This is a genomic window from Phenylobacterium sp., assembly GCF_004297125.1.
In the GTDB taxonomy this organism is placed as follows: domain Bacteria; phylum Pseudomonadota; class Alphaproteobacteria; order Caulobacterales; family Caulobacteraceae; genus Phenylobacterium.
Genome location: NZ_SCVD01000023.1, coordinates 68,835 through 93,357 on the forward strand (window position 1 = coordinate 68,835; position 24,523 = coordinate 93,357).

23 protein-coding genes are annotated in these 24,523 nt (G+C 70.1%); 8 read left to right on the top strand and 15 right to left on the bottom strand.

What is annotated here, in order from left to right; translation table 11 throughout:
- Positions 1 to 1,716, top strand: coding sequence for an O-linked N-acetylglucosamine transferase, SPINDLY family protein (locus EPO51_RS15930; protein WP_293352289.1), 1,716 nt, complete (start codon positions 1 to 3; stop codon positions 1,714 to 1,716).
- 111 nt (positions 1,717 to 1,827) lie between these two features.
- Here EPO51_RS15930 and EPO51_RS15935 read toward each other — a convergent pair whose 3' ends face one another.
- From EPO51_RS15935 to EPO51_RS15970, 8 genes are all read right to left on the bottom strand, one after another.
- A complete protein-coding gene (locus EPO51_RS15935; protein ID WP_293352291.1) occupies positions 1,828 to 3,408 on the bottom strand; it encodes an aminotransferase class I/II-fold pyridoxal phosphate-dependent enzyme in 1,581 nt (526 codons plus the stop codon).
- 63 nt (positions 3,409 to 3,471) lie between these two features.
- Positions 3,472 to 4,485, bottom strand: coding sequence for a UDP-2,4-diacetamido-2,4,6-trideoxy-beta-L-altropyranose hydrolase (gene pseG, locus EPO51_RS15940; protein ID WP_293352293.1), 1,014 nt, complete (start codon positions 4,483 to 4,485; stop codon positions 3,472 to 3,474).
- A 141-nt stretch (positions 4,486 to 4,626) separates the two neighbouring features.
- Positions 4,627 to 6,903, bottom strand: coding sequence for a beta strand repeat-containing protein (locus tag EPO51_RS15945; protein ID WP_293352295.1), 2,277 nt, complete (start codon positions 6,901 to 6,903; stop codon positions 4,627 to 4,629).
- A 130-nt stretch (positions 6,904 to 7,033) separates the two neighbouring features.
- Positions 7,034 to 8,002, bottom strand: coding sequence for a mitochondrial fission ELM1 family protein (locus tag EPO51_RS15950; RefSeq protein WP_293352297.1), 969 nt, complete (start codon positions 8,000 to 8,002; stop codon positions 7,034 to 7,036).
- 10 nt (positions 8,003 to 8,012) lie between these two features.
- A complete protein-coding gene (greA, locus tag EPO51_RS15955; protein WP_293352299.1) occupies positions 8,013 to 8,486 on the bottom strand; it encodes a transcription elongation factor GreA in 474 nt (157 codons plus the stop codon).
- 91 nt (positions 8,487 to 8,577) lie between these two features.
- Complete coding sequence (locus EPO51_RS15960) at positions 8,578 to 9,930, bottom strand: sensor histidine kinase (RefSeq protein ID WP_293352301.1); 1,353 nt, start codon at positions 9,928 to 9,930, stop codon at positions 8,578 to 8,580.
- Positions 9,931 to 9,958: 28 nt separating this feature from the next.
- Positions 9,959 to 10,642, bottom strand: a complete 684-nt coding sequence (locus EPO51_RS15965; protein WP_293352303.1) for a winged helix-turn-helix domain-containing protein — start codon at positions 10,640 to 10,642, stop codon at positions 9,959 to 9,961.
- A 174-nt stretch (positions 10,643 to 10,816) separates the two neighbouring features.
- A complete protein-coding gene (locus EPO51_RS15970) occupies positions 10,817 to 11,023 on the bottom strand; it encodes a hypothetical protein (protein ID WP_293352305.1) in 207 nt (68 codons plus the stop codon).
- Between the two features lie 137 nt (positions 11,024 to 11,160).
- On the opposite strand from EPO51_RS15970, the gene EPO51_RS15975 reads away from it, so the two are divergent.
- On the top strand, positions 11,161 to 11,796 hold the full coding sequence (locus EPO51_RS15975; RefSeq protein WP_293352307.1) for a glutathione S-transferase family protein: 636 nt from the start codon (positions 11,161 to 11,163) through the stop codon (positions 11,794 to 11,796).
- A 6-nt stretch (positions 11,797 to 11,802) separates the two neighbouring features.
- On the opposite strand, the gene EPO51_RS15980 is transcribed toward EPO51_RS15975, so the two are convergent.
- On the bottom strand, positions 11,803 to 12,303 hold the full coding sequence (locus EPO51_RS15980) for a P-loop nucleotide/nucleoside kinase family protein (protein ID WP_293352309.1): 501 nt from the start codon (positions 12,301 to 12,303) through the stop codon (positions 11,803 to 11,805).
- Positions 12,304 to 12,376: 73 nt separating this feature from the next.
- Between EPO51_RS15980 and EPO51_RS15985 the strand changes: the two genes are divergently transcribed.
- The 3 genes from EPO51_RS15985 (at position 12,377) to EPO51_RS15995 (ending at position 13,902) form a co-directional block, all read left to right on the top strand.
- A complete protein-coding gene (locus EPO51_RS15985) occupies positions 12,377 to 12,712 on the top strand; it encodes an ArsR/SmtB family transcription factor (RefSeq protein WP_293352311.1) in 336 nt (111 codons plus the stop codon).
- Between the two features lie 4 nt (positions 12,713 to 12,716).
- Positions 12,717 to 13,199, top strand: a complete 483-nt coding sequence (locus EPO51_RS15990; RefSeq protein ID WP_293352313.1) for an SRPBCC family protein — start codon at positions 12,717 to 12,719, stop codon at positions 13,197 to 13,199.
- Positions 13,200 to 13,497: 298 nt separating this feature from the next.
- Positions 13,498 to 13,902: a hypothetical protein gene (locus EPO51_RS15995; protein ID WP_293352315.1), complete on the top strand. Its 405-nt coding sequence runs from the start codon at positions 13,498 to 13,500 to the stop codon at positions 13,900 to 13,902.
- 45 nt (positions 13,903 to 13,947) lie between these two features.
- Here EPO51_RS15995 and EPO51_RS16000 read toward each other — a convergent pair whose 3' ends face one another.
- The gene (locus EPO51_RS16000) at positions 13,948 to 14,736 is read right to left on the bottom strand and encodes an SDR family NAD(P)-dependent oxidoreductase (protein WP_293352317.1); all 789 of its coding nucleotides are present in this window, start codon (positions 14,734 to 14,736) and stop codon (positions 13,948 to 13,950) included.
- 195 nt (positions 14,737 to 14,931) lie between these two features.
- Here EPO51_RS16000 and EPO51_RS16005 point away from each other — a divergent pair, with 195 nt between their 5' ends.
- The gene (locus tag EPO51_RS16005; RefSeq protein ID WP_293352319.1) at positions 14,932 to 15,453 is read left to right on the top strand and encodes a GNAT family N-acetyltransferase; all 522 of its coding nucleotides are present in this window, start codon (positions 14,932 to 14,934) and stop codon (positions 15,451 to 15,453) included.
- Between the two features lie 14 nt (positions 15,454 to 15,467).
- On the opposite strand, the gene EPO51_RS16010 is transcribed toward EPO51_RS16005, so the two are convergent.
- The 3 genes from EPO51_RS16010 to EPO51_RS16020 all read right to left on the bottom strand — a co-directional run bounded on the left by EPO51_RS16010 (position 15,468) and on the right by EPO51_RS16020 (position 17,819).
- The gene (locus tag EPO51_RS16010; protein WP_293352321.1) at positions 15,468 to 15,641 is read right to left on the bottom strand and encodes a hypothetical protein; all 174 of its coding nucleotides are present in this window, start codon (positions 15,639 to 15,641) and stop codon (positions 15,468 to 15,470) included.
- Between the two features lie 232 nt (positions 15,642 to 15,873).
- Positions 15,874 to 16,833, bottom strand: coding sequence for a hypothetical protein (locus EPO51_RS16015; RefSeq protein WP_293352323.1), 960 nt, complete (start codon positions 16,831 to 16,833; stop codon positions 15,874 to 15,876).
- Complete coding sequence (locus tag EPO51_RS16020; protein ID WP_293352325.1) at positions 16,830 to 17,819, bottom strand: alpha/beta hydrolase; 990 nt, start codon at positions 17,817 to 17,819, stop codon at positions 16,830 to 16,832. Before EPO51_RS16020 ends, EPO51_RS16015 begins: the two co-directional genes overlap by 4 nt.
- Before the next feature lie 222 nt (positions 17,820 to 18,041).
- Here EPO51_RS16020 and EPO51_RS16025 point away from each other — a divergent pair, with 222 nt between their 5' ends.
- Together EPO51_RS16025 and EPO51_RS16030 are read left to right on the top strand one after the other, a co-directional pair.
- Positions 18,042 to 19,961, top strand: coding sequence for a TonB-dependent receptor (locus EPO51_RS16025; RefSeq protein ID WP_293352327.1), 1,920 nt, complete (start codon positions 18,042 to 18,044; stop codon positions 19,959 to 19,961).
- 43 nt (positions 19,962 to 20,004) lie between these two features.
- Positions 20,005 to 20,286: a hypothetical protein gene (locus EPO51_RS16030; protein ID WP_293352329.1), complete on the top strand. Its 282-nt coding sequence runs from the start codon at positions 20,005 to 20,007 to the stop codon at positions 20,284 to 20,286.
- Here EPO51_RS16030 and EPO51_RS16035 read toward each other — a convergent pair.
- Together EPO51_RS16035 and carB are read right to left on the bottom strand one after the other, a co-directional pair.
- On the bottom strand, positions 20,283 to 20,978 hold the full coding sequence (locus tag EPO51_RS16035; RefSeq protein WP_293352331.1) for a VIT1/CCC1 transporter family protein: 696 nt from the start codon (positions 20,976 to 20,978) through the stop codon (positions 20,283 to 20,285). The two genes, EPO51_RS16030 and EPO51_RS16035, sit on opposite strands and share 4 nt — an antisense overlap.
- A gap of 93 nt (positions 20,979 to 21,071) precedes the next feature.
- Complete coding sequence (gene carB, locus EPO51_RS16040; protein ID WP_293352333.1) at positions 21,072 to 24,362, bottom strand: carbamoyl-phosphate synthase large subunit; 3,291 nt, start codon at positions 24,360 to 24,362, stop codon at positions 21,072 to 21,074.
- Positions 24,363 to 24,523 lie beyond the last annotated feature (161 nt).

Genomic DNA, 24,523 nt, shown 5'->3' on the forward strand with positions numbered 1-24,523 from the left:
GTGAGCACGACCCAAACGATGATGCGGGCCGGGCGCGAGGCGCAACTGGCCGGCGATCCCTGGACCGCCGTCGAGATCTTCGAGGACCTCGCCGCCCGCGAGCCGGCCAACGCGGAGGTCCGCTACTGGCTGGCGAGCGCGAAGCTGACCTCGGGCGATCCGAACGGCGCGGCCTTGGCGATGGAGGACGCCCGGATCCTGCACACCCTGCCGCTGGTGACCGCCAGGGGCGGGGATGCGGGCCGGTGTCGCACCGACGCCGCGCATGCCGCCCTCATCGCCGATCAGCTCTACGGCCAGCACATGGTCGCCATGTCCGCCGTGGTGAGGGCGCTGTGCCTGTCGGCCGGGCGAATGGGCGCCGAGGACCTGCTGGCCTACGGCCTCAGCCTGCAGCATCAGGGACGCGTCGAAGAGGCGTCCGAGGTGTTCGGGATGGTCGCCGAAGCCCGCCCCACCCCACGGGCCTCCCAGTTCCGCCTTTGGGCGACCCTGTTCTGCGAGGATGGCGAAGCCCGGTTCGCCGAGGAGGCCAAGGCCTGGGCCCGCCGTCATGCGCCTGCGCACCCCGCGGCCCCTTTCTCGAACCCGCCCTTGGGAGGGCGGCGGCTGCGTATCGGCTATGTCGCCCCGAACTTCGCCGGCTCACAGCTTCGCCAGTACATGACGCCGTTGCTGGAGAACCACGATCCGGCGGCCGTGGAGGTCACGCTTTACCCGGCGAGCGCGGACACGGAGTCGAATTGGCCGGACTGGATCGCCGTGCATCCGATCGGCCATCTGTCGGATGCCGACGCCGCGGCCCTGATCCGCCGCGACGGCGTCGACGTCCTCGCCGACTGCTGGGGCCATACGGCCGGCTCGCGCATCTCCGTCCTCGCGCGGAGGCCGGCGCCCGTCCAAGTGGCGTGGATCAATTCCAGCCACACGACCGGCCTCGAGCAGGTCGACTACATCCCGCATGCGACCTCGGACCGCAGCTATCCGGAGGGCCGCTATACGGAGGAGATCTGGCAGATCGGCCCGGTCTATACGGCCTTCCGTCCGGCCGAGGGCCGCCTGCCGCCCGTTCCGACGCCGGCGCTGGCGTCCGGGCTTCTGACGTTCGGCTCGTTCAATCACCCCGCCAAACTGAACGACTGGGTGCTCGACGCCTGGGCCGCCATCCTGCGGTCGACGCCATCGTCGCGGCTGCTGCTGAAGTACTCCTACTTCAGCGATCCCGTCCTGCAGCGGGCGACCCAGGCCAGGTTCGCCGCCCGGGGCGTCGCGCCGGAGCGGATCGTGTTCGAGGGCCATACGACGGGCGAGGCCTATTTCGCCGCCTACCGCCAGGTGGACCTCATGCTGGACGCCTGGCCGTTCGCCGGGTCGACCACGACTCTCGACGCCCTTTCGAACGGCGTGCCCGTGCTGACCATGGCCGACTGCGATTTCCAGGGGGGCGCCTACGCGCAGGCCATGCTCAAGGCGTCCGGGTTGCCGGACCTGCTCACGGATACGCCGGACGCCTTCGTCGAGCGCGCCTTGGAACTGACGGAGGATCTCCAGCGGCTCGACGCCCTGCGGGCGCGGGTGCGCCCGTCGTTCGAGGCGGGCGGATGCTGCGACGAGGTCGGGTTCACCCGCCGGATGGAGCAGGCCTTCGGCGAGATGTTCACCCGATGGCGCCGTGAAGCTGGGCTGGACGGCCAGCCGGTCCGCGCCGCCTCCTAGAGTGCTTTCCGGCGAAGTGGATACCGGTTCGCCGCCAGAAAGCGCGACAAAGCAAAGACCTGGAGCGCCGCTCCGATTCAATCGGAGCGAATAGCGCTCTGGGCGTCGGGGTCAGGCGCCGAAGAACGCCCGCACGCGGGCGATCACGAAGTCGATCTCGCGGTCGGAGTGGGTCGGGTCCAAGGGGAGGCTGAGGAGCGATCCGCCCAGGGCCTCGGCGACAGGGAACTGGCCCGCGCGCCAGCGGCCGGCGTAGCAAGGCTGCGAGCAAACCGGCGTCGGGTAATGGATGTTCGTCCCCACGCCGCCCTCCGCGAGGAAGGCCTGCAACTCGTCACGCACGCCTGGGGCCCGGACCGGGAAGACGTGCCATACCGGCTGCGCCCAGCCTCGGACCGTGGGCAGCTCCAGGCCGCGCACGTCGGTGAGGCCCAGGAAGTAGCGTAGCGCCAGCTGGCTGCGCCGGGCGTTGCCGGCGTCGAGATGATCCAGTTTCACGCCCAGCACGGCGGCCTGAAGCGGATCCAGCCGCGAGTTGCGACCGGCGATCTCGTGGCGATACTTCTCCAGAGAGCCGTAGTTGGCGATCATCCGGACCGCGCTGGCGATGTCGGGATCGTCGGTGACCAGGGCGCCGCCGTCGCCAAGCGCGCCCAGGTTCTTGGTCGGATAGAAGCTGAAGGCGGCTGCGTCGCCCAGGGCGCCGACCCGGCGGCCCTTATAGCGCGCGCCGTGCGCCTGGCAGGCGTCTTCGAGCACCTTGATCTCGCGCCCGTCGATGGCGGCGCGCAGGCCGTCCATATCCACCGGATGACCGTAGAGATGGACCGGGATGATCACGCGTGTCCGGCCGGTGATCGCGGCCTCCAGGCACGCCATGTCCATCAGACCGGTGTCGGGTTCCACGTCCACCAGGACCGGCGTCGCCCCGACCTCGTCGACCGCCAGGGCGGTGGCGATGAAGGTGTGAGCGGGCACGATCACCTCGTCGCCCGGGCCGACGCCCCAGGCGCGCAGCGCTATGGCCAGGGCGTCCAGGCCGTTGCCGACGCCCACCATGTGCTCGGCGCCGCAATAGTCCGCGAAGCGGCTTTCGAACGCCGCGACCTCGGGGCCGCCGATCAGAGCGCCGGACTTCACGACCCGGCGCATGGCCAGTTCCATTTCGGGGCCGACGGCCTGCGAGGTCCGCTTCAGGTCCAGGTAGGGTACGGCCGTGACCGGTTCGTCACCGGCGTCCCAGCGCACGAAGTCCTCGTACGAGCGGATGTAGTCGGCCTCGTCGTACTCCTCCGACGCCAGGACGATGACGACGGAGTCATGGGAGAAGTCGCTCAGGTCGCGCCAGCAGCCGGCCGGCACCACCGCCGCCTGCGATGGCCGGCTCAGTTCGACGGTCTCGGTGCGGCCATCCCGGGTGATCTTCAGCCGCACGCTGCCGCGCAGGCACAGGAAGCACTGCCGCAGCGCCCTATGGCCGTGGCTGCCGCGGCCCGCGCCGGTCGGCACGTCGCGGATGTAATAGACCCTGTGGACCGGGAAGCCGATGTGCTTGGAGACCTCGGCGACGCCCAGGATGCCGTTGGGCATCGGAATAGTCTGCAGATCCGCCAGCCGGACGAGCGGTTCGACCGTCGAAGAGCCGGAGGAGGACGAGTGCGCCCCCTCCGGTTGCGGGTGATTGGCGGCCACGGCCGATGCCTCCGAATTCAGATAGAAGGCACCACGTTGCGGTTAACGCACGATTAGGGGCCGTCAGGGGGCGGCGATGAGGTTCAGGAAGGCCTCGGCCGTGCGGCCCGCTCCCAGTCCGTCGCAGACCTCGGCGCTTGCCGCGGCCAGCTTGCGGCGCAGGTCGGCGTCGCGCAGCAGGCGCATCAGGGCGCGGTCGAATGCCGCGTCGAAATCCGCGGCGGCGATATCGACGACCAGAGCGGCCTCGCGCTCGGCCATCGCGCGGGCCGCGCCGCGCTGGTTGTCGGCCAGCACGACCATCAGGGACGGCAGGCCCAGGACGCACCGCTCCCAGGTCGCCGAGCCGGCGGCGCCGACGCCGATGTCGGCCTCGGCGGTGAGGCGGGCCATGTGCGGCGTGTCGACATGCAGCATCAGCCGCGGGTCGCGCCGGGCGACCTTGGCCAGGCCTGGCAGGCTGGGGGACTGGCCGCCCAGCACGACGTCGATCCCGATCTCCTGCACCCTATGGCGCAGCCGCTCGACGACGCGGGCGGTGACGCCGCCGACGTCGGTCAGGCCCATGGAGACCAGGACCCGTTGCACCGGCTCCCCGCGCCAGGCCAGGGCCGGTTCGCGCAGGACGGCGAATTCCGGCCGGATGGGGGCGTAGGCCGGTCCCAGCAGCAGCCGGGTCGTCTCGGGGGTCAGGCCGAGGTAGTCGCCGGCGCGCCGCTCGGGCCCCGAATCCAGGACGATGTCGGCCCCCAGCGGTCGGTTGGCCAGGTCGTCGATCACCAGCACCGGACGGCCCTGGGCCATGGCCCGGTGGTCCGGCTCGGAAAGGCCGTAGTGGTCGAAGACGATGGCGTCGAACGCCTCCCGAACCGCAGCGGCGGCCAGGTCCTCGGCCGGTATGCGCGGCGTCTCGGGGGCGAAGGCGTCCAGCAGTTCCGATACCGCCGGCGGGCCGACGAAGACGCAGGTCGCGCCGTGGGCCTCGAGCGCGCGCGCGAGGGTCAGCGAGCGCATCGCATGGCCGCCGCCCACGGACGGGCCGGCGTCGACGACGAAGAGGATCCGCGGCCCGGTCATGACCGTCGATCGCCCGCGAATGGGGCAAGGTCGGGGCGGGAGGGCGCGAGGCCGATCATGGCCCCCTGATGAGCCGATGCGGCCCAAAAGCAAAGGGCCGCCCCGAAGGGCGGCCCTCGCTCAAGTCCGGTGAGGACGGAATCAGACGATATTGGCCGTGGAGATATCCGCCAGCGTTCGCCCGACGAGAAGCACTGCGGAGTCCGCACTGCCATCGCCGTTGATGTCGGCAAAGACGTAGACATCGGAGCCGACTGCCGTGGCGTAGTAGAGAACCGTGCTATTCAGCGCAGTGTCGGCGGCGGTGAGCGCGGCGGCGAAGTCGGCGGCCGACCCCACTTCGAGGTAGTTCGCTCCGCTGCCGGCCGCGCCGCCGAACTCCAGCAGGCTGGCCGAATCGAAGGCGGCGATCCGGTCGGCGCCGGCAGCCGTCGCCGGCGAGTCTGCCGCACTGAAGTTGAAGACGTCGGCTCCGCCGCCGCCGGTGAGGCTGTCGGCGCCGGCGCCCCCGGTGATGGTTTCAACGCCGGCGGTTCCAGTGATCGTGTCGTTGCCAGCGCCGCCCAGGAGCGTGCCCGCCCCCGAAATGCTGTCCGCGCCGCCACCCGCGTCGATGCTGTTGAGGCCCGTGGCGCCTCCGCTGATGGTGTCGTTGCCGGAACCCGTGGTGATGCTGTCGGCGCCGGTCCCCGCGGTGATGGCGTTGCCGCCCTCTCCGCCGTTGAGAATGCTGTCGGACGATCCGCTGCCGTTGATCGTGTCCGCGCCTTCGCCGGTCTGGATCGCGGCGCGGCCGCTGAAGGTGACCGCGTCGTCACCCGCGCCGGAATTGACGATGTCCACGCCCCCCGCGGTGGTGGTGTCGACGTTGATCACGTCGCCACCATCGCCGGAACTGACGTTGTCGTTGCCCGACCCGGTGTCGATCGTGTCGTTACCCGCGCCGGAAACCACGACGTTATTGCCGCTCCCGGCGTCGATGTCGTTGGCGCCCGCGCCGGCGTCGATGGAGTCGTTGCCGCCGGCCGTCGACAGGATGTCGGCGCCCGTGCCGGCCGTGACCGTGTCGTTGCCGCTCCCGGAGCTGAGGCTGTTGACGCCCTCGCCCAGGAGGAACGAGCCGTTGCCGCTGGTCGTGGTGACCGTGTCGTCGCCGGCGGCGACGTTGATAGATACGTCTTCAGTCGCGCCGGAGACATTATCGTTGCCTTCGCCGCCGGTCACCGATCCGCCGCCCGACAGGACGACGACGTTGGCGCCGGCCCCGGCGTCGATCGCGTCCGTCCCGCCGCCGGCGTTGATCGTGTCGTTGCCGTCGCCCGTGGCGATGGTGTCGTTACCGCCGAGCGTCGTCACGTTGTCCGTGCCGGCTCCCGTGGAGACGTTGTTGGACCCGGCTCCGGCGTTCACCGTGTCGTTGTCGTCGCCGGTGGTGATCACGTCGGCGCCGCCCGTGGTCGTCACGTTGTCGGCGCCGGCGCCGGAGTTGACGGTGTTGGCGCCGTCGCCGGCGGTGATCACATCGTCGCCGGCTCCGCCGTCGACCGAGTCGGCGCCGTCGGTGCTGACGAGGGTGTCGTTGCCGGCGCCAAGCGCGACGACGTTGGCGCCGTCGGCGGCGTCGACGGTGTCATTGCCATCACCCGCGTCGATCGTGTCAGCCCCGGAGCCCGTGGCGACGATGGTGTCGGCGCCCGTGCCGCCATCCAGTGAGTCCTTGCCGCCGCCCCCGGTGACCCTGTCGTCGCCGTCCTGGCCGCCGAGCGTGTCGGCCGCCGACGAGCCGGTGAGGCTGTCGTTGCCGAGGTTGCCCAGCACATAGTCGCTGCCGCCCTGGCTGGCGTTGATGCTGTCGTCACCCTGGCCGCCCAGCAGCAGGTCGGCGCCGGCGCCGCCCGAGATGGTGTCGTTGCCGAGGTTGCCTTGCGCGAACTGCAGGAGCGTGGCGTTGGTGAAGCCACCGACGTCGATGAGGTCATTGTCGCGACCGCCGTAGATCACGTCGTCGCCGCCTTCGCCCGACAGGACGTCGTTGTCCTGGTTGCCCTGAAGCACGTCGTTACCCGCGCCGCCGGCCAAAGTGTCGTTGCCGGTGCCGCCGAAGAGGCCGTCGGCGCCCGCCCCGCCCTGGACCGTGTCGCCCGTCGTCAGGCCCGCGTAGAGCAGCGAGCTATCGGCGAAGACCATGCTGGTCGCCCCGTTCGTCGGGGCGCGGAAGCCGCCCGGATCCGCGAAGGTGAGCGACTTGGTCGGCGAGGCCACGATGATCCGGTCCGGCGAGTCGATCGTGAACGGGATGAAAGACACCGAGAACTTCGCCGCCGTCAGCGTCGAGTCGGAGACGATGATGCGGTCGTTCGCCGAGTTGTAGGAGGCCGCCTGCACAGCGGTCATGTCGTCGAAGAAAAAAGTCGCCACTGTGCGGCCCCCGATTACGAATCAGTTGGTGTCCCTAGCGGGAAGGCTAACGCCAAATCCTTAGGCAAGGTTACCGCAGCGGGCGAACGCGGCAAGAAAACAACGCCTAGGGTTGAGCGAACGTCCGCGATCAGGTCGAGCCGTCGTATCGGCGCAACAGTTCGCGGGCGGCCCGGTCGGTTTCCAGCAGTGGCGGATATGGTGGCGCTGTCAACTCGCCCGCGAAGGGGCGTGCGATCCCACGCCGCCGCAGCTCGGCATGGAACCGCTCCAGCTTTGCGCTCCGGCCGGCCATCGGAAGGATGAACAGCGGCTTCCCGGTCGCCCCGGCGTCGGTGGCGAGGTTGGTGGAATCCTCCGTGACGAGGATCGCGTCGGCCGCGGCGAGGAAGGCGAAGTAGGGATTTTCGCCGGATCCGTCCCAGATCACGCCGGGCAGATGGGCCAGCGCGGCGGCCATGGCCTCGCGCGCAGGCGCGGGCGTGCGGCGGGTGAAGCTGAGGAGGATGGTCCCGCCCGCCGCCTGGATGGCGTGGGCGATCTCCGCCGCCAGCGCCCGGGCGCCGGCGAGGGGCAGATCATGGGCCCTGGACTTGCCGCCGATGACGACGGCGACGCGTGGGTGGGGCAGGGGCGCCAGGCGGTCCTGGAAACGCGCCAGGTCGAGCGCGAGCTTCTCGGGCGTGATCCGGTTGGGGGCGCCCAGGATCGGGAAGACGTTCGGCCCGGTCAGCCCATCATGCTCGGGCGGGACGACCAGGTCGAAGCGGTCGAGCGGGGCGCGGGGATCCTGGGTCTGGACCACGAAGGTCCGGCCTTCGCTCCACTTCAGCATGCGGCTCGAGAGCGGCAGGGTCGCGCGGCCCGCGGCGATCCAGATGTCGGGATAGGGCGCGGCGACGGCGTCTCCGGTCCGCGCGCCGGGCGGGATCAACCGCCACGGCAAGCGGCCCAGGCCAGCCTTCCAGCCGATCCGCTTGACGCCGATGTGCGCCGGCTTCAGGCGTGCGACCGCCTCGGCGAGTCCCAAGGCCTGGGCTTCGATGCCGGCGCGGCCGTCCGAGACGGCCCAGATCCTTAAGGGACGCGCGCCGGCCATTGGAGTGGGCTCAGACCCACTCCACCTTGGTGATCTCGTAGGCCTTGGCGCCGCTGGGCGTGAGGACCTCGACGACGTCGCCGGTTTCCTTGCCGATGATCGCACGTGCGATGGGCGAGGTGATCGAGACACGGCCGCTCTTCACGTCGGCCTCGTGCTCGCCGACGATCTGGTAGCGGGCCTCCTCCTCGGTGTCCTCGTCAACGACCGACACCGTAGCGCCGAACTTGATCTGGCTGCCGCTGAGCTTCGACACGTCGATCACCTGGGCCCGCGCCATGCGGTCCTCGATGTCGGCGATCTGGCCTTCGATCCAGCCCTGCCGCTCCTTAGCGGCATGGTACTCAGCGTTTTCGGACAGGTCACCGTGCGCGCGCGCTTCCGCGATCGCCGCGATCACCGCCGGACGCTCCAGCGTCTTCAAACGCTTCAGTTCTTCGTCGAGGGCTCTGTAGCCCTCGACGGTCATCGGAACTTTTTCCATTGTGACTCGAGGTGCGCCTTGGTGATCCCCAACCCGGCCGCGGGCGAATGCGACCCGGGGGCAAAGAAGCTAGGATTGTGCGGCGCAAAAATCAAGAGCGCTGGTCGCTGAGCTCCAGCGCGGCGACCAGGCCGGGCCGGTTGTCCCCCAGCACCAGCCGGCCACCGTGCAGCTTGGCGCAAGCCGCGACGAGCGCAAGCCCGAGGCCGGAACCGGGCGTCGTCCTCGAGGCCTCCAGGCGCACGAATCGCTCCTGGACCCGGCCCAGGTGCTCGGGCGGCACGCCCGGGCCGTCGTCGGCGACGCAGATCCGGGCCCGGCCGGCGCCTGCGTCCTCGACCCGCACGACCACCGTCGCGCCGGGCCCGGCATGGATGACCGCATTGTGCAGCAGGTTGCCCACCGCCTGGCGCAGCAGGTCGGGGTGCGCGCGGGCCAGCACCGGAATGTTCGGCGCTTGGGTGACCAGCGCCTGGCCCGCGTCCTCGATGACGGGGCCGAACAGCTCGGCGATGTTCAGCACCAGCGCCGCCACGTCGATCCGCTGCATGTTCTCGCGGCTGAGGCCGGACTCGGCGTGGGCGATGTCGAGGAGCGCGTTCAGCGTCGCCAGCACGGTGTCGGCCTCGGCGTGGGCGTCGTCCAGCGCCTGCAGCCGCACGGCCTCCGGTGCGTGGGGATCGGCGGCGCGAACCAGGGCGCCCTTCATCCGGGTCAGGGGCGAGCGGAGGTCGTGGGCGATGGAGTCGGCCACCGTGCGCATGCCGGTCATCAGTTCCTCGATGCGGCCCAGCATCACGTTCATCGACGCGCCCAGGTCGTCGAAGACGTCGCCCTTGGGACGCACCGGCGCGCGGGCGGAGAGGTCGCCGCCGGCGATACGCTCGGCCGTGTGGGCGATGGCCCGCGTCCGGCGCAGCAGCACGGCGTTGAGGCCAAAGCCCGCCGCGGCGGCGCCCAGGGCTGCGATGAGGATCGCCAGGGCCGAGCCTCGGAACACGGCGGCGCGCAGGGCGTCCCGGGCCGCCAGGTCCTCTGCGACGATCAGGGTGTAGCCGCCGCCCAGCGGCTGGGCCAGCACCCGCCACAGCCGGCGCGGCGAGGAGTCCGGCTCGGTCACCGTGCGCCATCCCGCGTCGGGTGCGTCCAGCGAACTCACCACGTCGGCGCCGGCCAGCATGCGACCGCTCTGGTCCTCCAGGGCGTAGCGGAAGCCGTCGGCGGCGCCCACCTGGGCATGGCGGTTCAGCGTGTCCGCCAGCGCCCTTACCCCCTCGTCCCGGGCGAAGGCCACGAAGTAGTCGCGCGCCGCCCCGGCCATGGCGGTCTGCTGCTGGGCGATGGCGCGCTCACCCAGGCGATCGACGATCAGCAGGCCCACCACGAGGGCCGCCAGGGCCACCAGCGCCGCCGCCGCCGGCCAGATCCAGGGCTTCAGCCGCATCGGACGCGCGGCCCATCCCCGAAGGCGCTCACGGCCGCTCGGAGAGACGGTAGCCCGAGCCCCGCACGGTGTGCAGCAGCGGCGTGTCGAAGCCGTCGTCGATCTTCTTGCGCAGCCGGCTGATGTGCGTGTCGATCAGGCTGGTGTGCGGGTCGAAGCGGTAGTCCCACAACTCCTCCAGCATCATGGTGCGGGTGACGACGCGGTCCTTGTGGCGGAGCAGGTGCTCCAGCAGCTTGAACTCGCGGGGCAGGAGGTCCAGCCGCCGGCCGGCGCGGGTGACCCGTCGCTGCAGCAGGTCCATGTCGAGGTCGCCGCAGGACATCGAGGTCGTTTCCTGGCGGGCGACGGGCCGGCGCAGCATGGCGGCCAGGCGGGCGGAGAGCTCGGAGAAGGCGAAGGGTTTGGCCAGGTAGTCGTCGCCACCGGCCCTCAGGCCCCGCACCCGCTCGTCCAGCTGGCCGAGCGCCGAGAGGATCAGCAGCGGCGTGTGGACGTCCGCCGCCCGCAGCGCCTTGACGACGCTGAGCCCATCCATGCCCGGCAGCATGCGGTCGAGGATGACGGCGTCGAAGTCGGCGGAGGTGGCCAGGTAGAGGCCGTCGCGGCCATCGGCCACGTGCTCGACGGTATAGCCTTCCTGGCGAAGACCGTTCAGGAGGGTTTCGGCCGTCCCGCCGTCGTCCTCGACGACGAGGATCTTCGCGCCCATCGGCGCCTCCTGCTCGCAACAGTGCAGTCTGTTAGCGCCCCGAAAGGGTCGAAAAAGCGGCGGGCGCCCGGATGGGGGACGCGTAGCGCCCGCCGCCGCCCCCCTTGGTCTCGCCGCCCAAACGCAAACGGCGGGGCCAAGAGTGAAGCTTCGACTGGAGTCAGACGGCCGCGATCAGGCCTTCGTGCAGGCGGCCATGAAGGCCTTGCGCGTCTGGGTGTGGGTCTTCTCGGCCTTCCACTGCTTGGCGCAGTCGGCGCTCTTGGAAGCGGTGGCGGTCGCGGCGGGCTTGGCGGCCGGCGCGGCCTTGGTCGCCGCCATCGCGGACGCGCCGCCGACGAGCGAGAGGACGAGAGCCGAAGAGAGAAGGATGTTGCGCATGGGTTGGGTCGTCTCCTGGTGGAACCGCCCTTGCGGCGGCGAGGGACATCTGACCCGGTCCGGCTCGCGGCCGCCTGACCGCCGCCTCGCAAATTTGTAAGGTTCGCACTAGCTATGCGCCCAGCCAGGAGAGTGCCATGGCCGCCAAGCGCGGGATCACCCTCTACCATTCGCCGGGCAGCCGGGCGTTCACCGCCTATTGGATGCTGGAGGAGATCGGCGTCGCCTTCGACGTGAAGACCGTCGACATCCGCAAGGGCGAGCAGAAGAACCCGGCCTACCTGAAGCTCAATCCCGCCGGGAAGGTGCCGACGCTCACGGACGGCGAGGTGGTGGTCAGCGAGAACCCGGCCATCGCGATCTACCTGGCCGACCGCTACAGCTACGGCGCGCTGGCCCCCCGGATCGAGGACAAGGACCGCGGCGCCTATCTGAAGTGGATGGTCTATGCGACCGCCGTGGTCGATCCCGTGGCGTCCCTGCACGCGCAGAAGATCGACCTGCCCGGCTCCGACATGGGCTTCGGCGGCTTCGACGACATGGTGGGGGCGCTGACCAGCACCCTGGACGGTCGCAAGTGGTTGCTGGGGGACCGGTTCACCGCCGCCGACGTGGTGCTGGGCGGCACGATCTCACGGCTGTTCTACCGCAAGGTCCTGCCCGAGCACCCGGTGCTGGTGGAGTACAACGCCCGCCTGACCCAGCGCGAGGCCTACCATCGGGCGGCCGACGCCACCTGGCCGGCGCACCTCTACCCGACGTTCCAGCACTGAGGACGATCAGGCGCTCTCGCTGATCACCGCGCCGACCAGTTCCTCGGGATCGGGCGCCTCGTAGACGCCCTCGATGAAGTCGAAGAGCTCGGGCGTGACCTCGATGGCGAAGTTCTCACCCCTGACCACGTTGCGCTCGGACACCCGGCCCCGCCGGGCCTCGGCGCTGGCGGTGACGAAATGGAACTGCAGCGGCAGGTCGGTCGCCGCGGCGATCTCCCGGACCCGCTCGCGGTCGGCCTTCCGCATCAGGCCGATGTCCAGGATCACCGAGGTCCCGGTCGCCAGCACACCGGCGGCTGTCGCCCAGATCTGCGCCTCGCAGCGCTGCACCCGCTCGATCATCCACTCGTACTCGATGGGCTCGGGCATGTCGGGGGCGAACAGCTTGGCCATCCAGTCGTCCAGGATGAAGGCCACGGCCTTCTCCCGCCGTGCGAAGGCGTGGGCGTAGGTCGTCTTGCCGGCGCCGGAAGGGCCGAAGATCACATGCAGGGTCGCAGCCATGGCCGGCGTCTAGCGGACGGCGCGGGAAACGTCGACTTGACGGCCTTAATATAACCGATTAGTTCTAGAACTCATGAGTTATGAACAACAGCTCGACGCCACCTTCGCGGCGCTGGCCGACCCGACGCGAAGGGCGATCCTCGCCCGGTTGGCGTCGGGCGAGGCCTCGGTCCATGAACTGGCCGAACCCTTCTCGATGAGCCAGCCGGCGATCTCCAAGCACCTGAAGGTGCTGGAGCGCGCCGGGCTGATCCGCCGCGGCCGCGACGCCCAACGCCGGCCGGCGCGGATCGAGGCCAAGCCGCTGCGCGAGGCCAACATGTGGATCGAGCGCTACCGCGAGCTCTGGGAGGCGAACTACGCCCGCCTCGACAACCTGCTGGAAGAACTGAAAGCCAAGGAGGACTGAGCCGATGCCGAAGCCTGTCGACGTCTCCACCCCGTCCGACCGAGAAATCCGCGTGGCGCGCCTGTTCGATGCGCCTGCGAAGCTGGTCTGGGACTGCCACACCAAGCCGGAACTGATCCGCCGCTGGATGCTGGGCCCGCCGGGCTGGTCGATGCCGGTCTGCGAGGTCGACCTGAGGGTGGGCGGCGCCTACCGCTACCGCTGGCGCAGCGACGCGGACGGGACCGAGTTCGGCTCCAGCGGGATTCACACCGAGATCGCGCCGTTCGAGAGGATCGTCACGACCGAACGGATGGAAGGCTTCGACGGCGAGGCGGTGAACACCTTGGTGTTCGAGGAGGCGGACGGCCGCACCACCGCGACCATCACCATGCTGTTCGCCTCCAAGGAAGCCCGCGACGGCGCCCTTCAGTCGGGCATGTCGGACGGCATGGCCATGGGCTACGACCGGATGGACGACATCCTGGCCGAATTGGCGGCGGCCTGATCCGCGGCGGGGGGCATCGCCGAGCGCGTCGAAGCGGTGCTGGCTGCGTTGCAGAGCCACGCCTCGCCGAAGATCCGCGACGAGATGGCCCCGCGCTATGACCTGGTGGTCGACAGGGCCGTAGGCCTGTCGATGAACCGTATGCAGGCGGTGGCCAAGCTGCTGCGGCTACGCGCCGAGGCGCGGGCGATGGCGGAGAGATTGCGGCGTCCAGCGGCCGGAGGGCGCGCTGGACCGGCAGGGACGCGCTCCGCGCCTTCGCCAAGGCGGACAAGGGAACCCTGATATGACGTCCTCTATGACGACTCGGCCGCCGCGGCGCCTGGTGAGAAGCGCGCTGGCCATCCTGGCCGGCATGACGACGGTCGTAGCGCTGTCCATGGGCGCCGACGAGGTGATGTACGCCACGCACGTCTTCCCGCCGCGCAGCGAGCCGATGCACGACCCCCGCCTCTTCGCGCTGGCATTGGCCTACCGGGCCGTGTTCGGCGTCGCCGGGAGCTGGGTGGCGGCCCGGGTCGCGCCGCACCACCCCATGCGCCACGCGCTCATCGTTGGCGGCATCGGCCTGGCGCTCAGCGCGCTTGGAGCCATTGTGACGCGAGACATGGACCTGGGGCCCGCCTGGTACTCCTGGGGCCTCGCGGCAAGCACGCTGCCCTGCGCCTGGCTGGGCGGCCGCCTGGCAGGAGGCAAGGCGTGATCACCATGATGGCGCGCCCCGCCTCCGAGCGCGCCAAGGCCCGGCTCAGCGCACCGTGAGGCCGCCGTCGATCACCAGTTCCTGGCCGGTGACATAGCGGCTTTCGTCCGAGCACAGCCAGAGGACCCCGTTGGCGATGTCCTCGGGATAGCCCTTCACGCCCAACGGCACCGCCATGGCCGACATGGCGTCGAGGTCCGGCGGCGCGTTGGCGCCGGGATTCACCGCCTCGCCCACGGTCAGCCAGATGGGCGTCTCGATCAGGCCCGGGTGCACCGAGTTCACCCGGATGCCGTCCTTGGCGTTGGCGCACTCCATGGCCACCGCCTTGGTGAAGAGCCGCACGCCGCCCTTGGTCGCGCAATAGCCGGCCAGGTTCGCCGAGCCCTTCAGGCCGGCCACCGACGAGATGTTGACGATGCTGCCGCCGTCGCCCGAGGCGCGCATCAGCGGGATGGAATGCTTGGTCCCCAGGAACACCCCGTCCAGGTTGATGGCGGTCTGGCGCCGCCAGTTGGCGAGCGTCATGTCCAGGACCGACCCGCCGATGCCGATGCCGGCGTTGTTGACGAGGAAGTCGAGGCGGCCATGGCGCGCCTTGATCCCCTCGACGACCTCGATCCAGACGTCCTCGTCGGTGACGTCCTGGCGACGGTACTCGGCCTGGCCGCCGGCCTTCCTGATCCCGGCGACGACCTCTTCGCCCAGGGCGTCCTGGATGTCGGTGACGACGACGAATGCGCCTTCCGCGGCCAGCTTCTCGGCGCATCCGCGCCCGATCCCGCTGGCTCCGCCCGTCACGAGCGCCACCTTGCCACTGACGCGACCTGCCATTTCCGTCCCTCCCTTATCGTTGATCAGTTGAGTGGTAGCGCGGCGGCGACTGGCGCGCCAGCCTCCCTCGCGCCACGTCATCCCACGGTCGCGCGCAGGGCGGATTCGGCTTGGCCTCGGCTCAGCCTCCGGCTGACCGTGGGATGGCGCGGAAGAATGGGATAGGCAGCGCGAAACGAGGGGCGAGACGAAGCCATGAACCTGAACATACGGCCCTGCACGGCGGCCGACGCGGGCGCGCTGGCGCTGGTGGGGCAGGCGACGTTCCTGGAGACCTACGCGACGAACCTGCCGGCGGCGGACCTGCTGGCGCACTGTGCGCATGAGCACGGCCCGGCGCGCTATGCGGAATGGCTGGCGAAGCCTGCCGACCACCGGCTCTGGGGCGCGGAGATCACGGAATCCGGCGTCCTGGTCGGCTATGTGATGCTGAGCTCGCCCGACCTGCCGGTTGCGACCGGTCCGGGCGATCTGGAGGTGAAGCGGATCTACCTCCTTTCACGCTTCCATGGCGGCGGCGTGGGCGCCCGCCTGATGGCGATGGCCCTGGAGACCGCAAAAGCCCTCGGCGCCCCGCGGGTGCTGCTGGGCGTCTATGGCGAGAACGCGAACGCACTCGCCTTCTACGCCCGCCAGGGGTTCACCGAGGCGGGCGTCCGGAAGTTCCAGGTGGGCGCCAACACCTATGACGATCTGGTGCTGGCGAAGGTCCTTTAGCCGGAGCTTGGGGCCTACTGCATCCACTTGGGTTCGGTGCTGCCGGTGGTCATGATCCCGTAGATCAGACCGATGGCGAGCAGGACGATGGCGGCGACCATGACGATCCCCACGACGCCTTCGAACTTCTCGGCCAGATGTTTCGGCTTGTGATGACGTACGTCGCCACTATGCGGCTCGGTATGCATGAGACTTCCTCGCAATCCTGTTTGGTGGAGTTCTTGAGCTCCACGCCAGGCTGCGGCAGACGCCAGTGGCGTCCCCCGGAAGTTCGCCGCCCCCTTTCTTTCAGGAAGAGAGGGAAGGATGCGGGCCGCCGGGGCGCGCCCTTGCCACCTGTCTCAGTCAGGCGATTTTGCGAGTCTGCGCCCGGATTTGGGGCCGGTCAATCCACAAGCTTGGGTGGTAACCTGTTGCACCCTAAGATTGCGACGCACGCGCAATGGCGGCGGCGTAGATGTCGGGCGGGACGATCCAGTCGTTCATGGTTCCGACGATGGGCCGTCCGTCGCACGAACCCTGAACGAAGCTGCCCTGCCAGGGCCGGCCGTAGATCGGGATCTCGTAGCGGACGAGGTCGGTGAGGCGGCCTGGCAGGGCAGGCTTGTCCTTCAGCTTCCAGGAAACGGCGCGCATCGGACTCGGCGGATCGACGGTCATGTCGGCCAGGGCGGTCTCGACCCCGTCGATCCGCCAGCCGCCGCTGGCGCCTTTGGCGTGCAGCAATGCGGTGCAGTTCATCGAGTCGCCCGCCAGGAACGAATAACAGAACGGGGCCGCGAACCGGGCCGCCTCCTGGCGCTGCTCGTGGTACTTGGCCAGTCCCTCGTGGACGAACTTGCGGCCGTCGATCTCCACCTCGGCGACGCACCAGCCATAGATCTCCTCACGCCCCTCCAGCACCTGGCTCCCCAGCGGGCTGACGGCGAGAAACTGCGCGGTGAACTTGCCCGGGATCTCGCCCGGGCCGTGGGGCGCGGTGCGGCTTTCGTGGAAGTTCAGGTCGGCCGCCAGGCGCACGGCCGGCAACTTGTCGCCTCGGCGAACGCGGACCAGCTCGGCCTGCGCCGGCGCCGCGCGGTATTCGGCGACCTGGACGCCGGCCAACCGCTCGCTGGCGCAGGGCAGGTCGTGGCTGGTGAAGGCGTAGAACCGTCCCTCATGGAAGATGTGGCACCAGAGCCACGTCTGGCCTTCCACCGGAAAGCGGCAGAACCGCAGGGTGAGCGCGCTGCCGCCGTCGGGCGTCACCGACATGACCATGGCGGATTCGGAATAGGCTTTGGATCCGCGCACGGCGAGGTCCCCCGAGGGCGCCGCCAGGGCCGGGGTCGCCAGCAGGGCCGGCGTGGCCGCGATGAGCGAGCGGCGGTCGATCATCGGGCGGGGCTCGTCGGGGGAAGGGGCGGACGCGGCTCGTCGTCGGGCACGCCCATGGCCCGACGCAGGCGGTCGATACGCGGCCGGCTGGCGGCCAGGGTCTCGTCGGGCGGCGGTGGGTTCAGCACCTCGCGATCCAGGAACCGCAGGGCGTCGCGCATCCGCGCCGGCACCGTCTTGCCGGTGTGGTCGGCGTTGCGCACCAGCCGGTACTCGTGCGGGATCCCGTGGTCCCACATGACGCGGTGCAGGTACTCGGTCCCCTCGTCGAGGTGGAACATGTCCTGGTCGCCGACCTCGATGTAGATGGCCAGGCCCGACTTCAGGATGGCCGCCTTGTTGGTCAGGACCATGTTCGCCGGGTTCGCCCGCTTCCAGAACTCGCGGTCGACCGGATCGCCGAAGATGGTCTTGAAGAACCTGTCGTCGCGCTGGAAGCGGTTGCGCATCCTGACGTCGTCGAACGCCAGGGCCGGCTCGATTCCCGGCTCCATGGCCGCGAGCCCCCCGAAGACCTCGGGATGATCGAAGCCCAGGCGCAGGGAGCCAAGGCCACCCATGGAGATGCCGGTGACCACGGTCTTGCTGCGCTGGTCGGACAGGCCGTAGCGGCGGCGAAGCTCCGGGATCATCTCGCTGACCAGGAAGGTCTCCCACCTCTGCGACCCATCCTTGAAGTCCATGTAGAGTGACCGGCCGACGTCCGGCGTCACCACCACGGCGGGCGGGAAATCGCCCGTGGCCCAGGCGGCTGCCACGACGGGCCGCATCCGCTCCAGGAAGCCGTTGTCGCCCCCGCCGCCGTGCAGCATCAGCAGCAGCGGCAGCTTCTGCGACGCCTGATAGCCGGCCGGCAGCAGCACCGAGACCTTCACCGGCGAGGGGACCAGCTTCGAGGTCAGCTCGATGGTCTCGACCCGCGCCTGCGCGTGGGCCAGCCCGGCCATGAACAGCGCCATCACCGCGCCCAGCAACACTCTCAGCACGCCCGCCTCCCTGGCCTTTGCGCGAGGCTATCACCGGCGCGCGGCGGCGCGGGCATAGCCGGGGTCTATGCCAAGGGTCTGCCGCTTTTGCGGTCACGCCCGCGGTCAGGCGGGGGCCTGGGCGGCAGAGGGACGGGCAGGACTGTATAGACGCACGCGCCGGCTTGCCGTCGGGCGCCGTTCAGGGTCCGGCACACTCCAGTGCGTGGGAGCGTGTGGGTGATGGGGTGGAGTTGGCGTGGCGCGGCCCTGGCGGCGGCGCTGGCGGCGTGGGCGGCGCCTGCCTCGGCCCAGCGGGTGAACGATAATACGGTGGCCACAGCCGAGGACGCCTTCGGCGCCAGCATCGGCACCGAGAAGGTCGGCCTCTACAGCGCCAGCGACGTGCGGGGATTCTCGCCCGTGACCGCCGGCAACATCCGGCTCGAAGGGCTCTACGTCGACCGCCCGGCCACGTTCACCGACCGGCTGGTGGAGAGCAACACGGTGCGCGTGGGGCTGGCCGCGCAGAACTACCTGTTCCCGGCCCCGACCGGCATCGTCGAGTACCGGCTGCGCCGGGCCGGCCCGGACCGGATCGTCAGCGTTCTGGCGGGCTATGGCCCGATGGGCGGCGGGCGGCTGGAGGTCGATGCCCAGATCCCCCTGGCGCCGAACCTCAGCCTGGCGGCTGGCGCGGCCATCTTCGAGCACGAGTACGCGAACGGCGTCGATCCGCTGGCGGTCTCGTACGGCCTGGTCGCCCGCTGGAAGCCCGCGCCCGGAGCGGAGGTGATCCCATTCTGGAGCCGGATCGACGACTACGACCGCGAGGCCGCGCCGCTCTACGTGACCGGATCGACCGGACTGCCGCCCAGGGTCTCGCGGCGGCGCTATCCCGGACCGGTCTGGCCGGATCAGCGCAACGTCTCGAACAACTACGGCCTCCTGGCCCGGGGGCCGTCGTTCCTTGGCGTCCAAGTGGCGGCGATCCTGTTCCGCTCCGAGAACCAGGTGCGCGCCAACTACGCCGAGGTGTTCTCGGAATTCGGGCCGGATGGCACGGCGCGCCTGCGCATCAACCGCGACCCCTCGCAGGGGACGGACGCGACAAGCGGTGAACTGCGCGCCAGCCGCACCTTCACTGATGGCGACCTCCGGCACACAGTCTACGCGTCCCTGCGCGGACGCCGGCGGGAAGCCGCGTACGGCGGCGGCGTGGCGACCGAGTTCGGGCGCGTGTCGCTCCTGGCGCCGATCACCGTGGCCCAGCCGGCGTTCACGCCCCGGCCGGGATCGACGGACCGCGTGGACCAGTGGACCGGCGGCGTCGCCTACGAAGGCCGCTGGCGGGGCCGGGGGTCGCTGAACCTGGGCCTGCAGCGCACCGACTACCGCAAGCGTGTGGCGCGGCCGGGCGTGGCGAGGTCCGAGACCCATGACCCCACCTGGCTCTACAACGGCGCCCTGGCGGTCGAGCTGCGGCCCGACCTGGCGGCCTACGGCAGCGTGACCCGCGGCCTGGAGGAGAGCGGCGCGGCGCCCGACAGCGCGGCCAACCGGGGGGAAGCGTTGCCGGCGATCCTCACCGATCAGTGGGACGCGGGCGTCCGTTGGGTCGTGGCCAGGGACCTGCGGCTGGTGGCCGGCGTCTTCCAGGTGGAAAAGCCCTACTTCTCGCCCGACGACGCCAATGTGTTCCGCGAACTCGGGCAGGTGCGCCATCGGGGCGTCGAGCTCAGCCTGACGGGCCAGCCGGCGAAGGGACTGACGGTGGTGGGGGGCGTGGTGCTGATGCAGCCGCGGGTCACGGGCGATCCCGTGGACGAAGGGCGCATCGGCCGCCGGCCGGTGGGTCAGGCGCGCCGCGTGGTGACGCTCAGCGGAACCTACGCCCTGCCGCCGCCCGGCCTGTCGCTGACCTTCGCGGCCAACCACCACGGCGCGCGTACGGGCGACCAGGCCAATCGGGTGAAGGTCCCGGCCCGGACCCTCCTGGACGCCGGCCTGCGCTATAGGTTCGAGGCCGCGGGCACGCCGGCCCTGCTACGGTTCCAGGTGACCAACCTGACCAACGCCTTCGACTGGAAGGTGGTCAGCAGCGGCGCCTACGAGGTGAACCAGCCGCGCACCTTCAGCCTGTTCCTGACCATGGACTTCTAGGCCGCATGGCGGCACACCGGCGCCGAACCCTTCGGAGGACGCCATGGTCAGCCTGGACGACTACATCGACGACGGCGAAGGCGATGACGAGGGCCCGGACGTCGCGGCCGACTTCGCCGCGCTGAAAGGCTGCCTGCAGGCCCTGGCCGACGCCATCGCCAGCACGAACCTGGCGGTGATCAACGGCGCCCAGGGCGACGTCCAGGCGGCGACCCAGCGGGTTCAGGCTTCCATCGGCGCCCTCAAGCGCTTCCACGAGGCGTTCGGCGTCCTCACGAGCGGGGACGAAGAGGCGCCGTTGGAAGAGCCGGACGACGAAGGCTAGGCGGCGACGCCGAACAGGGCGCCGACGCCCGCGGTGGCGGCCAGCGCGAGGGCGCCCCAGAACGTGACCCGCACGACCGCCTTGCCGATGCCGGCGCCTCCGGCCCGGGCGCCGATCGCGCCCAGCAGCGCGAGGAACGCGATAGCGGCGGCCGAGACGACGGCGACGATCAGGTTTGTGGGCGCGAGCAGGGCGGCCAGGAGCGGCAGGGCCGCGCCGGCCGAGAAGGTGAGGGCGGAGGCGACCGCCGCCTGGATTGGCCGCGCCGTGGTGATGTCTGAGATTCCGAGTTCGTCCCGGGCATGGGCGCCCAGAGCGTCCTTGGCCATCAGCTGGTCGGCCACCTGGCGGGCGAGGCCGAGTTCCAGTCCGCGGGCGACGTAGAGGTTGGCCAGTTCCTCGCGCTCGAACGCCGGCTGGCTGGCGAGTTCGGCGCGCTCCCGCGCCAGGTCGGCCCGCTCGGTATCGGACTGCGAACTCACCGACACATATTCGCCGGCGGCCATCGAGAAGGCGCCCGCCACAAGGCCCGCGACACCTGCGAGGAGGATCTCGCTGCGCCCCTGCGCGGCGGCGGCGACGCCCACCAGCAGGCTGGCCGTGGAGACGATCCCATCGTTGGCCCCGAGCACGGCGGCGCGCAGCCAGCCGATGCGCTGGACCATGTGTCGTTCGAGATGGCGCGGCGCCATGGTGTCCCCCGATCACCGGCGCAGGAGGCGGCGCTGGCGGATTTCAGCCAAGCTGCATCTGGCGCTCGGGGCAAGGCGTCGCCTTGATCTGCGTCAGGCGTAACTCTGCAGCGGGCGCACCTCGAGCGGCCCTTCGGCCACCGCCGCGATAGCCCTCGCCGCGGCCAGCGCCGCCGGCGAGGTGGTGAAGTAGGGGATCTTCATCATCAGGGCGCTGCGTCGGATCTCGAAGCTGTCCAGCAGCGACTGCTTGCCCTCGGTGGTGTTGAAGACCAGCTGCACCTCGCCATTCTTCATGGCGTCGACGATGTGCGGGCGGCCCTCCAGCACCTTCTTCACCAGTTCGACCTTCACCCCCTGCCCGGCGAGATAGGCGGCGGTGCCGGAGGTGGCCAGGATGCGGAAGCCCTGGGCCGAGATGATCCGGGCGGCCTCCAGGATCCATTCCTTGTCGCTGTCCTTCACCGAGATGAAGGCGCAGCCCGTGGCCGGCAGCACGGTTCCGCCGCCGAGCTGGCTCTTGGCGAAGGCGCGCGCAAAGGCGGGGCCGGGGCCTTCGCCCGGGCGGATCCAGTCCAGGCCCATGACCTCGCCCGTCGAGCGCATCTCGGGACCCAGGATGGTGTCGACGCCGGCAAAGCGGGCGAACGGGAAGACCGCCTCCTTCACCGCGATGTGGTCGTAGGGCTTGTCCGTCAGGTTGAAGTCGCTGAGCGGCTTGCCGGCCATCAGCTTGGCGGCGATCGCGGCGACGGGCTGGCCGATGGTCTTGGCTACGAAGGGCACCGTGCGGCTGGCGCGGGGGTTGACCTCCAGGACATAGATCCGCGGACTGGCGCTGGCCGGCTCCTCGATGGCGAACTGCACGTTCATCAGGCCGCGGACCTTCAGCGCCCGGGCCATCTCTTCGGTCTGGCGCTTCAGCTCGGCGATGGTGTCGGGCCTGAGCGAGAAGGGCGGCATCGAGCAGGCGCTGTCGCCGGAATGCACCCCGGCCTCCTCGATGTGTTCCATGACGCCGGCCACGAAGACGGCGCCGGTGTCGTCGCACAGGGCGTCCACGTCCACCTCAGTGGCGCGGGACAGGTACTGGTCGATCAGGACCGGGCTGTCGCCGGACACCTGGACCGCGTGGGTGATGTAGCGCTCGAGCTGCTCGTCATCGCGGACGATCTCCATCGCCCGGCCGCCCAGCACGTAGGAGGGGCGGATCACGACGGGGTAGCCGACCTTGTGCGCGCCCGCGAAGGCCTCGTCGCGGCTGCGGGCGATGGCGTTGACCGGCTGGGCGATGTTCAGCTTGTGCAGCAGCTGCTGGAAGCGCTCGCGGTCCTCGGCCAGGTCGATGGCGTCGGGCGAGGTCCCCAGGATCGGGATCCCGGCGTCTTCCAGGGCGGCCGCCAGTTTCAGCGGGGTCTGGCCGCCGAACTGGACGATGACCCCGGCCAGCTCGCCACGGGTCTGCTCGACCGCGATCAGCTCCAGCACGTCCTCGGCCGTGAGCGGCTCGAAGTAGAGGCGGTCGGAGGTGTCGTAGTCGGTGGAGACCGTCTCGGGATTGCAGTTCACCATGATCGACTCGATGCCGATCTCGTCCAGGGCGAAGGCCGCGTGGCAGCAGCAGTAGTCGAACTCGATGCCCTGGCCGATCCGGTTCGGACCCCCGCCCAGGATGATCGCCTTCCTGCGGTCCGAGGGCTCGGACTCGCAGTCGGGAAGCTGGCCCAGGGCGCCGCTCTCGTAGGTCGAGTACATGTACGGCGTTTCGGCGCGGAACTCGCCGGCGCAGGTGTCGATGCGCTTGAACACCGGCCGCACCCCCAGGGCGCGCCGCTGCTCGCGGGCTTCCTTCTCGGTGGTGTGGGTCAGCTTGGCCAGGCGGGCGTCGGAGAAGCCCTGGGCCTTCAGTTTGCGGAAGCTGGCCGCGTCGGTGGGCAGGCCGCCCGCGCGGACGGCGTCCTCGGTGCGGACCAGGGTCTCGATCTGGCGCAGGAACCAGGGCTCGTAGGAACAGGCGCCGTGGATCTCGTCGCAGGTCAGGCCGTGGCGGAACGCCTGGGCGATGACCCGCAGCCGGTCCGGCGTGGGCTGGGCCAGCGCGCGCAGCACCGCGGCGTGGCGCATCTCCGGATCGTCGCCGCCCTCGATGACGATCTCGTCCAGGCCCGTCAGTCCGGTCTCCAGGCCGCGCAGCGCCTTCTGCAGGCTCTCGGCGAAGGTGCGGCCGATGGCCATGACCTCGCCCACCGACTTCATGGAGGTGGTCAGGTAGGGCTCCGCGCCCGGGTATTTCTCGAAGGCGAAGCGCGGGATCTTGGTGACGACGTAGTCGATGCTGGGCTCGAACGAGGCGGGCGTGGCGCCCGTGATGTCGTTCATCAGCTCGTCCAGGGTGTAGCCCACGGCCAGGCGGGCGGCGACCTTGGCGATCGGGAAGCCGGTGGCCTTCGACGCCAGGGCCGAGGAGCGCGACACCCGCGGGTTCATCTCGATGACCACCATCCGGCCGTCGGCGGGGTTCACCGCGAACTGGACGTTGGAGCCGCCGGTCTCGACGCCGATCTCGCGCAGCACCGCGATCGAGGCGCGGCGCATCCACTGGTATTCCTTGTCGGTCAGCGTCAGGGCCGGGGCGACGGTGATCGAGTCGCCGGTGTGTACGCCCATCGGATCGATGTTCTCGATCGAGCAGACGATGATGCAGTTGTCCGCCTTGTCGCGGACGACCTCCATCTCGTACTCCTTCCAGCCGAGCACGCTCTCCTCGATGAGCACCTCGGTGGTGGGGGACAGATCCAGGCCGCGCTCGACGATCTCGCGGAATTCCTCGACGTTGTAGGCGATGCCGCCGCCGGTGCCGGCGAGCGTGAAGGACGGGCGGATGATCGCGGGCAGGCCCACGAACTCCAGGCCCTCCATGGCCTCGTCCAGGGTGTGGGCGGCCTTGGACTTGGGGCTTTCCAGCCCGATCTTGTCCATGGCGTCGCGGAATTTCTGGCGGTCCTCGGCCTTGTCGATGACGTCGGCCCGCGCGCCGATCATCTCCACGCCGTACTTGGCCAGCGCGCCGGAGGCTTCCAGAGCCAGGGCGGTGTTCAGCGCCGTCTGGCCGCCCATGGTGGGCAGCAGGGCGTCGGGGCGCTCCTTGGCGATGATCTTCTCGACCATCTCGGGCGTGATCGGCTCGATGTAGGTGGCGTCGGCCACGTCCGGGTCGGTCATGATCGTCGCCGGGTTCGAGTTCACCAGCACGATCCGGTAGCCCTCAGCGCGCAGCGCCTTACAGGCCTGGACGCCGGAATAGTCGAACTCGCAGGCCTGGCCGATGACGATCGGCCCCGCGCCGATGATCAGGATCGAGGAAATGTCGGTGCGTTTGGGCATGGGTCTCGCGCGCAAGGGCCGCGCGTGCTTTCGCACCGCCGCCTCTAAGGTCAGAACTGCAGGTTAAGCGGGCGATTTAGAGGGGTAGGGCGGCTCGCGCAAGCACGCTTCCGACGCCAGCGTCGGCAAGTCGCCACCCGATCTTTGGTTCCCGGAAATTT

Coding starts and splice junctions, on each gene's coding strand:
- pseG (WP_293352293.1), bottom strand. CDS start 4,485: ATGACCGGGCCGCGGATCCTCTTCGTCGTCGACGCCGGCCCGTCCGTG.
- EPO51_RS15950 (WP_293352297.1), bottom strand. CDS start 8,002: ATGGCCGGCGCGCGTCCCTTAAGGATCTGGGCCGTCTCGGACGGCCGC.
- greA (WP_293352299.1), bottom strand. CDS start 8,486: ATGGAAAAAGTTCCGATGACCGTCGAGGGCTACAGAGCCCTCGACGAA.
- EPO51_RS15960 (WP_293352301.1), bottom strand. CDS start 9,930: ATGCGGCTGAAGCCCTGGATCTGGCCGGCGGCGGCGGCGCTGGTGGCC.
- EPO51_RS15965 (WP_293352303.1), bottom strand. CDS start 10,642: ATGGGCGCGAAGATCCTCGTCGTCGAGGACGACGGCGGGACGGCCGAA.
- EPO51_RS15970 (WP_293352305.1), bottom strand. CDS start 11,023: ATGCGCAACATCCTTCTCTCTTCGGCTCTCGTCCTCTCGCTCGTCGGC.
- EPO51_RS15975 (WP_293352307.1), top strand. CDS start 11,161: ATGGCCGCCAAGCGCGGGATCACCCTCTACCATTCGCCGGGCAGCCGG.
- EPO51_RS15980 (WP_293352309.1), bottom strand. CDS start 12,303: ATGGCTGCGACCCTGCATGTGATCTTCGGCCCTTCCGGCGCCGGCAAG.
- EPO51_RS15985 (WP_293352311.1), top strand. CDS start 12,377: ATGAGTTATGAACAACAGCTCGACGCCACCTTCGCGGCGCTGGCCGAC.
- EPO51_RS15990 (WP_293352313.1), top strand. CDS start 12,717: ATGCCGAAGCCTGTCGACGTCTCCACCCCGTCCGACCGAGAAATCCGC.
- EPO51_RS15995 (WP_293352315.1), top strand. CDS start 13,498: ATGACGACTCGGCCGCCGCGGCGCCTGGTGAGAAGCGCGCTGGCCATC.
- EPO51_RS16000 (WP_293352317.1), bottom strand. CDS start 14,736: ATGGCAGGTCGCGTCAGTGGCAAGGTGGCGCTCGTGACGGGCGGAGCC.
- EPO51_RS16005 (WP_293352319.1), top strand. CDS start 14,932: ATGAACCTGAACATACGGCCCTGCACGGCGGCCGACGCGGGCGCGCTG.
- EPO51_RS16010 (WP_293352321.1), bottom strand. CDS start 15,641: ATGCATACCGAGCCGCATAGTGGCGACGTACGTCATCACAAGCCGAAA.
- EPO51_RS16015 (WP_293352323.1), bottom strand. CDS start 16,833: ATGATCGACCGCCGCTCGCTCATCGCGGCCACGCCGGCCCTGCTGGCG.
- EPO51_RS16025 (WP_293352327.1), top strand. CDS start 18,042: ATGGGGTGGAGTTGGCGTGGCGCGGCCCTGGCGGCGGCGCTGGCGGCG.
- EPO51_RS16030 (WP_293352329.1), top strand. CDS start 20,005: ATGGTCAGCCTGGACGACTACATCGACGACGGCGAAGGCGATGACGAG.
- EPO51_RS16035 (WP_293352331.1), bottom strand. CDS start 20,978: ATGGCGCCGCGCCATCTCGAACGACACATGGTCCAGCGCATCGGCTGG.
- carB (WP_293352333.1), bottom strand. CDS start 24,362: ATGCCCAAACGCACCGACATTTCCTCGATCCTGATCATCGGCGCGGGG.